General features: G+C 72.2%; 12 protein-coding genes. 9 read left to right on the top strand and 3 right to left on the bottom strand.

Annotation, left to right across the window (positions count from 1 at the left end):
• Positions 1–255: 255 nt before the first annotated feature.
• The 9 genes from OL599_RS25000 (at position 256) to OL599_RS25040 (ending at position 6,874) form a co-directional block, all read left to right on the top strand.
• Positions 256–819, top strand: coding sequence for an NUDIX hydrolase (locus OL599_RS25000; RefSeq protein WP_264716772.1), 564 nt, complete (start codon positions 256–258; stop codon positions 817–819).
• On the top strand, positions 816–1,175 hold the full coding sequence (locus OL599_RS25005) for a hypothetical protein (RefSeq protein ID WP_264716773.1): 360 nt from the start codon (positions 816–818) through the stop codon (positions 1,173–1,175). The genes OL599_RS25000 and OL599_RS25005 overlap by 4 nt, the downstream gene beginning before the upstream one ends.
• Before the next feature lie 150 nt (positions 1,176–1,325).
• Positions 1,326–2,552, top strand: coding sequence for a tryptophan synthase subunit beta (gene trpB, locus OL599_RS25010; protein WP_264716782.1), 1,227 nt, complete (start codon positions 1,326–1,328; stop codon positions 2,550–2,552).
• Positions 2,549–3,379 carry a tryptophan synthase subunit alpha gene (trpA, locus tag OL599_RS25015; protein WP_264716774.1) on the top strand — a complete coding sequence of 277 codons (831 nt, stop codon included), beginning with the start codon at positions 2,549–2,551 and terminating at the stop codon, positions 3,377–3,379. Before trpB ends, trpA begins: the two co-directional genes overlap by 4 nt.
• Positions 3,380–3,389: 10 nt before the next feature.
• On the top strand, positions 3,390–4,253 hold the full coding sequence (gene accD / locus OL599_RS25020; protein ID WP_264716775.1) for an acetyl-CoA carboxylase, carboxyltransferase subunit beta: 864 nt from the start codon (positions 3,390–3,392) through the stop codon (positions 4,251–4,253).
• A gap of 5 nt (positions 4,254–4,258) precedes the next feature.
• Complete coding sequence (locus OL599_RS25025) at positions 4,259–5,530, top strand: bifunctional folylpolyglutamate synthase/dihydrofolate synthase (protein WP_264716783.1); 1,272 nt, start codon at positions 4,259–4,261, stop codon at positions 5,528–5,530.
• Positions 5,531–5,701: 171 nt separating this feature from the next.
• Positions 5,702–5,992, top strand: coding sequence for a DUF1488 domain-containing protein (locus OL599_RS25030; RefSeq protein WP_264716776.1), 291 nt, complete (start codon positions 5,702–5,704; stop codon positions 5,990–5,992).
• Positions 5,993–6,089: 97 nt separating this feature from the next.
• A complete protein-coding gene (locus OL599_RS25035) occupies positions 6,090–6,440 on the top strand; it encodes a cupin domain-containing protein (RefSeq protein ID WP_264716777.1) in 351 nt (116 codons plus the stop codon).
• Complete coding sequence (locus tag OL599_RS25040) at positions 6,437–6,874, top strand: GNAT family N-acetyltransferase (RefSeq protein WP_264716778.1); 438 nt, start codon at positions 6,437–6,439, stop codon at positions 6,872–6,874. Before OL599_RS25035 ends, OL599_RS25040 begins: the two co-directional genes overlap by 4 nt.
• An 84-nt stretch (positions 6,875–6,958) precedes the next feature.
• Here OL599_RS25040 and trxA read toward each other — a convergent pair whose 3' ends face one another.
• The 3 genes from trxA to OL599_RS25055 all read right to left on the bottom strand — a co-directional run.
• Positions 6,959–7,285, bottom strand: a complete 327-nt coding sequence (gene trxA, locus OL599_RS25045) for a thioredoxin TrxA (protein WP_264716779.1) — start codon at positions 7,283–7,285, stop codon at positions 6,959–6,961.
• Positions 7,286–7,358: 73 nt separating this feature from the next.
• A complete protein-coding gene (addA, locus tag OL599_RS25050) occupies positions 7,359–10,829 on the bottom strand; it encodes a double-strand break repair helicase AddA (RefSeq protein WP_264716780.1) in 3,471 nt (1,156 codons plus the stop codon).
• Positions 10,826–11,883 (bottom strand): PD-(D/E)XK nuclease family protein (locus OL599_RS25055; RefSeq protein ID WP_264716781.1); only part of this gene is annotated, 1,058 nt, incomplete at its 5' end. The genes addA and OL599_RS25055, both read right to left, overlap by 4 nt.

Here is an 11,883-nt window from a genome sequence, read left to right on the forward strand (position 1 = left end):
TGCCGCACCCGCCGCGGTCCAGCAGGCGCGCGCGCAGCAGCGTGCCGCCCCAGCCCAGCACCCCGCCGCCGCCACCCCGCAGGCGGCCGGCCGGCCCGCGCCGCCGGCCCCCGGCCAGATCCTGCCGCGCGGCTCGCTGCTCGACCTGTCGGTGTGATGCGCCGCATGTGACATCGGCGACACGCGATGTCGCGATTACGCAACTTCCTGTCCGTCAGGGTTGCACGGGGCTGAGCATGGCGTCATTTTAAGCAAATGCCCGCATTCGTGCGCCGGGTTCCGGACGGTGACAATCGCGAGCGTCTGCTTTGTCCGGATTGCGGCTACATCGCCTACGAGAACCCGAAGGTCGTGGTCGGCTCCGTCGTCGCGCATGACGGGCGGGTGCTGCTGTGCCGGCGTGCCATCGAACCGCGGCGCGGCTTCTGGACCCTTCCCGCCGGGTTCCTGGAAATGGGCGAGGCCATCGAAGACGGTGCGATCCGCGAAGCTGCCGAGGAAGCCGAGGCGCAGATCGCGCTGGACGGCATCCTGGCCGTCTACAGCATCAGCCGCATCGGCCAGGTGCAGGTGATCTTCCGCGCCCGTTTCGCCGACCCCGCCGCGCCCGGCTTCGCCGCCGGCCCGGAAAGCGCTGAAGTCCGCCTGTTCGGCTGGGACGAGATCCCCAGGGACGACATCGCCTTCCCGTCGGTCCATTGGTCCCTCGCCGCCTGGCACGCCAGGCCGGACGGGCCGCTGGGCGCGCCCGCCCGGAATCCCGTCGAAGACCCACGCGGCACGAGAAGCCTGCCTCCCAACCTGGAGTCGGCCCTATGATCCGCGTCCCCCTCCTGCTCGCCGTGCTGGCGCTGACGGCGACCCAGGCCGCCGCCGGGAGCTTTACGGTGATGAGCGGCCCGAACCCGCTGGCGCCGCCGGCGCCCGTCGTGCCGAACCCGCAGGGCTTCGCGCCGGCGCCCACGCCCAACCAGGACCTGTCGGCGCCCCGTACCCAGGTGAAGCGCCAGAAGGGGCAGGCCGAAATCAGCGCCAGCCTCGGCGAGAAGCAGCGCGCGCTGCGCCCCGGCGACGGCTTCTCCCCCGGTTCGAGCTTCAACGAAGACCTGCAGCGCCGGAACCGCTCGGCAACCAATTTCGCGCCCACCATCAACCTGACGATGCCGGTCGAGTGACGGCCGGCGCGCCCCGGCGCTGCCGAGCCGGCTGATCACCATCACGCGCACGGTGACGCAAAGCCGCTCACCCGCTATTGCCGCCCTTTGCCCCGCCTGGACCGCTGCGCTATGACGGCGCCCTGATCGGAGGCTCCTTTCTTGAACAACATTGCTCCCGGCGCACGGTTCGGCGCCAACAGCCTGCGCAGCGGCCCCGACGAACGCGGCCGCTTCGGCGAATTCGGCGGGCGCTTCGTCGCCGAGACGCTGATGCCGCTGATCCTGGAAGTCGAGCAGGCGTACAACGCCGCCAAGGCCGACCCGGCGTTCCAGCCGGAGCTGGACGCATATCTGAAGAACTATGTCGGCCGCCCCAGCCCGCTCTGGTTCGCCCAGCGCCTGACCGAGCAGCTCGGCGGCGCCAAGGTCTATTTCAAGCGCGACGAGCTGAACCACACCGGCGCGCACAAGATCAATTCCTGCATGGGCCAGATCCTGCTGGCCCGCCGCATGGGCAAGACCCGCATCATCGCCGAGACCGGCGCCGGCCAGCACGGCGTGGCCACCGCCACCGTCTGCGCGCTGTTCGGACTGCCCTGCACCGTCTACATGGGCGCGACCGACGTCGCCCGGCAGGCGCCCAACGTGTTCCGCATGAAGCTGCTGGGGGCCGAGGTGAAGGCGGTCACGTCCGGTGCGGCCACGCTGAAGGACGCGATGAACGAGGCGCTGCGCGACTGGGTCGCGAACGTGCGCGACACCTTCTACATCATCGGCACCGTCGCCGGCCCGCACCCCTATCCGATGATGGTGCGCGACTTCCAGAGCGTGATCGGCGACGAGGCCAAGGCGCAGCTGCGCGAGGCCGAGGGCCGCCTGCCGGATGTCGCGGTGGCCTGCATCGGCGGCGGATCGAACGCCATGGGCCTGTTTCATCCGTTCCTGGACGACAGCTCGGTCCGCCTGATCGGCGTCGAGGCGGCCGGGCATGGGCTGGACACCCAGCAGCACGCCGCCAGCCTGTCGCGCGGGCGGCCGGGCGTGCTGCACGGCAACCGGACCTACCTGCTGCAGAACGACGACGGCCAGATCCAGGAGGCGCACAGCATCAGCGCCGGCCTGGACTATCCCGGCATCGGCCCGGAGCATTCCTGGCTGCACGACATCAAGCGGGTGGAATACGTCGCCGCCACCGACGACGAGGCGCTGGCCGCCTTCCAGCTGTGCACCCGCACCGAGGGCATCATCCCCGCTTTGGAGCCGGCCCATGCCCTGGCCCATGTCGCCAAGATCGCGCCCACGATGGACAAGGACAAGATCATCCTGATGAATCTGTGCGGCCGCGGCGACAAGGACATCTTCACCGTCGCCGACGCCCTGGGGGTGAAGCTGTGAGCCGCATCGCCGCCCGCTTCGCGAAGCTGAAGGCCGAGGGCCGCGGCGCGCTGATTCCGTTCCTGGAAGCGTGGGACCCGGATTCCGCGACCTCCATGGCCATCCTGCGCGGCATGCCCGGCGCCGGCGCCGACCTGATCGAGATCGGCTGCCCGTTCACCGACCCGATGGCCGATGGCCCCACCATCCAGCGCGCCGGCCGGCGGGCGCTGGACGGCGGCGCCAGCATGGCCCACACGCTCGCCATGGTGCGGGAGTTCCGCCGCGAGGACGACGCGACGCCGGTGATCCTGATGGGCTACCTGAACCCCATCCTGTCCTATGGCCCGCAGCGCTTCTGCACCGATGCCGCGGCCGCGGGCGTGGACGGGCTGATCATCGTCGATCTGCCCAGCGAGGAAGCCGACCTGCTGGCCGCCGACGCGGCGGCGCGGGGGCTCGACATCATCCGCCTGGTGGCCCCCACCACCGACGACGCGCGCCTGCCGCTGGTGCTCGCCGGCAGTTCGGGCTTCGTCTACTACGTGTCCATCACCGGCATCACCGGCACCCGCACCGCGAGCAGCGCCGAGCTGGCCGAAGCGATCCCGCGCATCCGCAAGTTCACCGACCTGCCCATCGCCGTCGGCTTCGGCGTGCGCAGCGCCGCCCAGGCGGCCGAGGCGGTGCGCGCGGCCGACGGGGCGGTGGTCGCCTCCGCCCTGATCGACACGCTGGCCGACAGCCTGGACGCGCAGGGCCGCGCCGGCCCGGACACGGTGCGCCGCGTGCTCGACCAGGTGCGCGCCCTGGCCGAGGGCGTGCGGACCGCCCGCGTCCCTGCCTGAGGAGACCCGCATGAGCTGGCTGACCGAATTCGTCCGCCCGAAGATCCGCACCCTGCTGGGCCGGCGCGAGGTGCCGGACAATCTGTGGATCCAGTGCCCGGCGTGCCAGCAGATGATGTTCCACACGGAACTCGACAAGAACCTCAAGGTCTGCACGCATTGCGGCCACCACATGCGCGTGACCGCGCAGCAGCGCCTGGGCTGGACCTTCGACGAAGGCCGCTTCACCCGCATCGAGCTGCCGAAGGTGCCGAACGATCCGCTGCGCTTCCGCGACACCAAGCGCTATCCGGACCGGCTGAAGGAGGCGCGCGAGAAGACCCAGCTCGATGACGCGCTGGTGGTGGCGCACGGCACCATCGGCGGGCACCGCGCGGTGGTGGCGGTGATGGCGTTCGAGTTCATCGGCGGGTCGATGGGGGCCGCCGTGGGCGAAGGCATCGTGGCGGCGGCGAAGCTTGCCGTGCTGCAGGACGCGCCGCTGATCGTGTTCACCGCTTCCGGCGGGGCGCGGATGATGGAAGGCGCGATCAGCCTGATGCAGATGCCGCGCACGGTGATCGCGACCCGGCTGGTGAAGGATGCGGGCCTACCCTTCATCACCGTGCTGACCGACCCCACCACCGGCGGCGTCACCGCCAGCTTCACCATGCTGGGCGACATCCAGATCGCCGAGCCGGCCGCAGAGATCGGCTTCGCCGGCGCACGCGTGATCGAGCAGACCGTGCGCGAGAAGCTGCCGGAGGGCTTCCAGCGCTCGGAATACCTGCTGGGGCACGGCATCCTGGACATGGTGGTCAAGCGCACCGAGCTGGCGGCGACGCTGGCCCGCCTGATCGGGCTGCTGCGGGTGAAGGAACGGGAGGCGGCTTGACGGTAATTGCTCCGGGGCGGGCCGAGGCGATCATCGACCGGCTGCACGGCCTCTATCCCAGACTGATCGACCTCAGCCTGGACCGCCTGCAGCGCGTGCTCGGCCAGCTCGGCCATCCCGAGCGGGCCTTGCCGCCGGTGATCCATGTGGCCGGCACCAACGGCAAGGGCAGCACCTGCGCGTTCCTGCGCGCCATGGGCGAGGCCGCCGGGCTGCGCGTGCATGTCTATACCAGCCCGCACCTCGTCAGCTTCAACGAGCGCATCCGCCTCGCCGGCGAACTCGTCACCGACGCGGCGCTGTCCGATGCGCTGGAAGAGGTCGAGCGGGTGAATGGCGGCGCGCCGATCACCGTGTTCGAGGTGCTGGTCGCCGCCGCCTTCCTGCTGTTCGCGCGCGTGCCCGCCGACCTGCTGGTGCTGGAGGTCGGCCTCGGCGGCCGCTTCGACGCCACCAACGTGATCGACCGCCCGGCCGCCTGCGCGATCGCGTCCATCTCGCTCGACCATCGCGAAATGCTCGGCGACACGTTGGCAAAGATCGCCTTCGAGAAGGCCGGCATCATCAAAGCCGGCGTGCCCGTGGTGACGGGCGCGCAGGAGGCTGAGGTGCTACCGGTCCTGATGGCATGCGCGGTGGAAGCCGGGGCGCCGCTGCTGGCGCGCGGCCACAACTGGACGGTGACGCGGACGGCGAGCGGGTTCCGCTACGCCGACCCCGCCGTCACGCTCGATCTGCCGCCGCCTTCGCTGCTGGGCCCGCACCAGTACGACAATGCCGGCATCGCCGTCGCCGCGATGCGCGCCTCCGGCCTGCCGGTTCCCGCCGCGGCGATCGCGCGCGGCATCGCCACGGCGAGCTGGCCCGCGCGCATGCAGCGCCTGAACGGCCGGCTTGCCCGCCTGCTGCCGGCGGACTGGGAGCTGTGGCTGGATGGCGGGCACAATCCCGGCGCGGGCGTGGTGCTGGCCGAGCACCTGGCCGGCTGGGCCGACCGTCCCGTGCATCTGCTGGTGGGCATGAAGCAGGCGAAGGATTCCGCCGAGTTCCTGCGCCCGCTGATCCCGCATGCCGCGACACTCTGGGCCGTGGCCGAGCCCGGCCAGCATCTGGCGCTGCCGGTGGAGGCCATCATCGCCGCGTCGGGCGGCGTGGCGCGCCCAGGCCCGACGGTCGCCGACGCCCTGGCCGCCGTGCCGAAAGATGCGCGCCCGGCGCGCGTGCTGATCTGCGGCAGTCTTTATCTGGCTGGTGAAGTGCTCAAGGCGGACGGCTGAAGAGGCGGCTTTTCCACGGGCATTACTTGCAAATCCCCGCAATGATGGCCATCTGTCTTCAAGCGTTTTCTTGCTTTCGATTTTCCGAAGGCGTCCGTTTCATCAGGTCAGGATTTGCACGACATGAATGCACCGGGATCGAAGCCCGCGCCATCGCCGCCCCCTGCCGTCATGCCGCCACGCTGGGACCGCAACCGGGTCCTGTTCGAGATCGTCCAGAACGGGCAGGCGGTGGAGTGCGCCATCTCGCGCCAGGCGCTGCAGGATCTGAGTGCCCGCCGCTACGCCAAGCCGGACGAGCTGCTCGCCAGCTTCGCCAAGCTACGCAAGCGGGTCGAACGCATCGCCCGCAGCAAGCTGCGGACCCGCTCGGACGCGATCGAGGGCCTGGTGACCATCTGGTCCGGCGATGTCGATGATTTCGACGCCGCGCCGCCGGCGCCGGAAAGCCGGGCCGTCTGAAGCGGCAATGGTCTGATCGGCTCCACGCGATCCGGCCCTGTCCGGCAAGCCAATTCCGGGCATACTTCGCCGGAACCTGCCCACGTGGAGACCACCCATGCCTACCCCCACAGCCCCCGCGCGCATCGCGCTGGACGCGGCCAGGGCGGCGCCGCTGGAGCCCGGGCGCGCCTCCTCGCGGCTGCTCACCCATGGCAGCCTGGAGCTGCGCTTCTACGCCCCCAAGGGCCGCGACGATCAGACCCCGCATAGCCGCGACGAGGTCTACGTGGTGGCGTCCGGGCGCGGCTGGTTCCGGCGCGGCGAGGAGCGCGTGCCGTTCGGCCCCGGCGACGCCTTGTTCGTCGCGGCCGGGGTGGTGCACCGGTTCGAGGATTTCTCGGACGATTTCGCCACCTGGGTGATGTTCTACGGCCCCCACGGCGGCGAGAAGGAGAGCGGCGCGTGATCGAGATCAGCCAATTGCGGCCGGACGACCGGCCCGAGTGGACCAGGCTGTGGCAGGGCTACCTGGCGTTCTACAACACCGTCCTGCCCGACGCCCGCTACTCCGAAACCTGGCGGCGGCTCATGAGCGGCGACGGGCTGTACGGCTTCGGCGCGCGCCAGGATGGCAAGCTGGTCGGCATCACCCACTACCTGTTCCACCCCAGCACCTGGGTGGACGACGTGTGCTATCTGCAGGACCTGTTCGTGGACGAATCCGTCCGCGGCCAGGGCGCCGGGCGGAAGCTGATCGAGGCGGTGGCCGCCGCTGCACGCGCCAAGGGCGCGCCGCGGCTGTACTGGCTCACCCATCAGGACAACGCGACGGCGCGCCGGCTCTATGACACGCTGGCGCGCTGGCACGGGCATTTGCGCTACGATTATCCGATGGGTTGAGCGCGGGGGGTGTCGTCACCCCTCCCCCGACCTTGGTCCGCTCCGCGGCCCAAGCCCGTAAGGGGAGGGGGGAAGGCGTGATGGTCAGATCGACTGGGCGACCCACTGCTTCAGCACGCTCTTGGGCGCGGCGCCGACCTTGGTGGAAACCGGCTTGCCGTCCTTGAACAGGATCAGCGTGGGGATGCCGCGCACCGCGTAGGTGTTCGGGGTCAGGGGGTTGTCGTCGATGTTCACCTTGGCGATCGTCAGCTTGCCCGCGTATTCGGCGCCGATCTCTTCCAGCGCCGGGGCGATCGCCTTGCACGGGCCGCACCATTCGGCCCAGAAATCCACGAGCACCGGGCCCTCTGCCTTCAGCACATCGGTGGCGAAGCTGTCGTCGGTTACGGGCTTGGTGTTCTGGCTCATGTCTATCGCCTTTCGGATCAAAGAAGTCGGCAGGTGAGGTGGGGCGGTCGCGGGCCGTGATCAAGCGGCCGGTTCATGATGGCGCCTGCGCGCCCGGAGCATGCCGGTCCAGCACGGAGTCGGGAAGCGGCATCACCCGCGCGCCCGTGGTCCAGACCAGCGCGCAGGTGACGGCGCGCTCCGGGAACACCGCGCGCAGAACGGCGCGATAGGCGGCCATCTGGCGCAGGTACAGCACCGGCACGCCATCGGCCTGCGCCGGCGGGGCGCGGTTGGTCTTGTAGTCGGCGATCAGCACGCGGTCCGGCAGCACCGCCAGACGGTCCACCAGGCCGCCGATCACCGTGCCGGCGACCACGCCGGTCAGCGGCACCTCGGCCCGGCCGGACGGGCCGAACAGCGGCGCCAGATCGGGGTGATCGAGCACCGCCAGCACCTCGCCGGCCAGGGTTTCGATGTCGCCCTCGGGAATCCCGTTGCCGGGGCGCGCGAGGAAGCGCAGCGCGGCCTCCATGCGCTGCGCCGGCGGCACGCCGGGCAAATGCTGCAGCAGCGTGTGCACGAACTGGCCGCGCCGGAAGCGCTGGCCGGTGGCATCGCGCTCGGCCAGGGGCGAGGCGGCCTGCGGCACCGAACCCAGGCCGGCATTCTCCGGGCGGCTCGGCGCCAGGGGCGAGGGCAGCGCGGGTTCCGCGGGCGGCGGTGCCGGAATCCAGGCCGGCGCCGCACCGGCCCAGGCGGGCAGCGGCAGCATGGGCCCGGTGCGCGCGGCGGTCCTGGGCAGGTCCGGCGCGGCGCGTTGCGCGGAGTCGTGGCTGAGCAGCTCGCCCTCCCACGCGTCGGGCACGGCATCGAACGGGGCGGCCGCGGCGCCCAGGCGCAGGAAGCCGCGGCGGGCGAGCTCATACCAGCATGCGTCCGGCAAGCCCTTGCCGTTCTGCCAGCCGCAGACGATCAGCCGGTCCTCGGCCCGGGTCAGCGCCACATACAGCAGGCGATTGTGTTCCTCCTCCCGCCGCCGCGCGGACTCGGCGCGCAGCGTGTCGATGGCGGCGCAGCGCAGTTCCTTGCGCGGCGACCACAGCGGCACCTGCACGTCGGCGTTGGACGCTGTGTCCTCGGCCCACAACAGCGGCCCGTCATCCGGCGGCAGGGCGGTGGTGTCCGGCAGGATCACCAGCGGCGCCTGCAGGCCCTTGGCGCCGTGCACGGTCATGATCCGCACCGCGGCGCCGGCGCCCTCGGCCTCGCGCTTCACCTCGGCGCCGGACTGGCGCAGCCATTGCACGAAGCCCTGCAGCGACGGCGGGTGCGACTGGGCGTAGGTCAGCGCCGCGTTCAGCAATTCGTCCACCGGCTCGGCCGCCTCCGGCCCCAGCCGCGCGAACAGCCGGGCGCGGCCGCCCAGCGGGCCCAGCGCCTCGGCCAGCAAGGCGTGCGGGCTGGCATAGTCGACGCGCGCCAGCAGGGTGGCGATGAAGCCGTGCGCGGCGCGCCATTCGCCCCGCTCATCGGCGCGCTGGCGCAGCGCGTCCCACAGCGATCCGGAGCGGGCGGCCGCCAGCTCCATCAGGCCGGCATCGTCCAGCCCGCCGAGCGGGCTGGTCAGCACACAGGCGAGGGACAGGTCGTCGGCCGGCAGCAGCAGCGTGTCGCACAGCGCCAGCAGGTCGGCCACCGCCGCCTGCTCGGTCAGTACCAGCCGGTCCAGCCCGGCCACCGGCACGCCCTTGGCCTTGAGCGCCCGCACCAGCGCGCGGGCAAAGGCGTTGCGCCGGCGCACCAGCACCAGCACGTCGCCAGGGGCGAGCTTGCGGCCCTTGCTCGGCAGGTCCTCGTGGCCGCAGCGCGCGGCGATCCAGGCCGCCAGCGCGTCGGCGAGGCGCTGCGGCGCGCCGACGGTGCCGAGATTCGCGTCGGGCACAGTCCAGGGCTCGGCCGTCGCCGGGTCGGGCTGCGGCGCCAGCGGCCACAGCTCCACCCGCCCGGCATGGTCGGCACGGTCGGCGATGTGGCGCAGCTTGCCGGGCTCGGCCACGCCCGCCGCGGCCACGGGGTCGGCGAACACCGCATCGACCAGCCCCAGCACCGGGGCGGTGGAGCGGAACGACACGTCCAGCTCCACGTCGCGCCAGTCCTGGCCGGACTGGCGCACCCGCTGGCGCAGGATGGCGCGCCAGCGCTCGAACTGGTCGGGGTCGGCGCCCTGGAAGGAGTAGATCGACTGCTTGCGGTCGCCGACGGCGAACACGCTGCGCGGCGCCTCGCGCGCGCCGGTGCCGGCGAAGAACTCCTGCGTCAGCGCGCCGGCAATCTCCCATTGCGCGGGCGCGGTATCCTGCACCTCGTCCAGCAGCAGGTGATCGAGGCCGCCGTCGAGCTTGTAGAGCACCCAGGCCGCGCCAGGATCGACCAGCAGCCGGCTGGTCCGGCCGATCAGGTCGTCGTAGTCGAGCTGCGCCATGCCGTCCTTGCGCCGCGCATAGGCCTCCACCACCGGCGCCGCGAGCGTCACCAGGGCGGCGGACACGGCAGCCACGCGCAGGGCGCGGCGCGCGTCCTCGAGGGCGGCGATGCGCGCCTGCTCTTCGGCCAGACAGTCGCGCAGATCGGCGTGCCGCTTGGCCAGCGCCTCGTTGACCAGGCGGCTGAGCGCCGCCGGTTTGCCCTCTTTGGTCTGGAGCAACGCGCACCACTCGTGCCAGTTCTCCGCCCGCTCCTCCGGCGGCAGGCCGAGCCAGCCGAGCATCTCCCCGGCCTTCGCAACGACACCGGGCGAGCCGCCTTGCTGCATGCGCAGCAGCGCATCGCGCAATGCCGCCTCGGCGGGCCAGGCGACGGCGCCGGCCAGGATCAACGCGTCGTCGCCGTGCGCGCCCAGGGCGCGGCGCTGCGCCTCGTCCAGCGCCGCCGGCCCCAGCCGCAAGGCGGCCTGCAGCCGGTCGCGGTCGGATTGCAGCGTGCCGACCAGGGTGGCGAACTGCTCGGTGGTGGCGAGCCCCGCGAGGTCTTCCAGGGCGCCGCGCATCCGCTCCGTATGGGCGCTGGCCAGCATGTCCTCGCGCGCGGCGCGCAAGGCGATGCCGGCATCGGTGTCGTCCACCAGGCTGAAATGCGGCGAGAGCTGCGCCTCCAGCGGGAAGCGGCGCAGCAGCGACTGGCAGAAAGCGTGGATGGTGCCGATGCGCATGCCGCCCGGCAAGTCCAGCACCGTCGCGAACAGGGCGCGGGCCTGTCGGCGCAGGGCCTCCGAGGGCGTCACCTCCAGGGCGCGCAGCCGCGCATCCAGCGCGGCATCGTCCAGCGTCACCCATTCGCCCAGCGTCTTCTGCAGCCGCAGCGCCATCTCGGCGGCGGCGGCCTTGGTGAAGGTCAGGCACTGGATGCGCGCGGGGTTGGCGCCGGTCAGCATCAGCCGCAGCAGCCGGTCGGTCAGCAGCTTGGTCTTGCCCGACCCGGCCGAGGCCGCGACGAAGGCGGAGACGGCGGGGTCCGAGGCCTGCAGCTGCTCGCGCTGGGCGCGGGCGCGGGCGGTGGTGGTCATCCCTCGCCTCCCGACAGGTCCCATTCCGCCACGCGCGCCAGTTGCGCGTAGTCGGAGAAGCGCGGCGCGCGGCCGGGATGCGGCTGCGACAGATAGGCGCGGGCGGGATCGTAGAAGGCCAGGATCAGGTCGCACAGCTTGTCGCGTGCCGTGGCCACCGCGGCGGCGATGGCGGCCGGGTCGCCCTTGAACAGCGTGCGCGCGCCACCCGGCTCGAAGCCGCCGGTCAGGTGCCAGTAGGTCAGCTCGGCGGTGTCGCCCCGCAGCGCGTCGCCGAACGCGCCGGCGGCGGCCATCGCCGCTTCCAGCGGCAGTTGCGGCGCGAAGCCGGCATCGACCTGCTTCTGCGACGGCGGCGCGCCGGTCTTGTAGTCGAGGATCGCGAGCCGGCCGTCCGGCCGCCGCTCGATGCGGTCGGCGCGGCCGCGCAGGCGGAAGCCGCCGGAATCCGGAACCGGCAATTGCCACTCCCCCTTGGCCTCGGTGACGATTGCGGCGGGGGCGACGAGGCTGCGGCGCTCGGTTTCCTGCCCGACCACCCAGTCGGCGATGCGGCGCAGGCGCGGCGCCCACCATTCCGCCAAGGCCGGACGCAGGCCGGCTTCCTGCAACGCCCGGTCCATCGCCTGGCGCAGGCGCGCGCGCGCATCCGGCGGCCAGGCGGCGCCGGCGTCGCGCAGGAACAGCTCCAGCCCCTTGTGCACCAGCGAGCCGTAATCGGCGGCGTCCGTCTCCTCCTCCAGCGGCTTCAGCTTCTCCAGCTTCAGCACGTGGCGGGCGTAGATGGCGTAGGGGTCTTCGAGCCAGGTCTGGATCTCGGTCACGCGCAGCGAGCGCGGGCGCAATTTCACCGGCGGGCAGGGCCGTGGCGGCTCGGCGGCGCGGGGGCGGCCGGCGGGCTGGTCCAGCAGGCGGGCCCAGGACGCGGCGGGATGCAGGTCGAGCCGGCGCTGTTGCCCGGCCAGGAAGGCGTCGAGACGGGCGAGCCAGCGCGCCGGCACCGCGGGCGCCCCGTCGCGGCGGCGCGGGCAGGACAGCACGGCCAGCGGCGCGG

Origin of the sequence: Limobrevibacterium gyesilva, from assembly GCF_025989185.1 — a bacterium.
Classification (GTDB): Bacteria; Pseudomonadota; Alphaproteobacteria; order Acetobacterales; family Acetobacteraceae; genus Limobrevibacterium; species Limobrevibacterium gyesilva.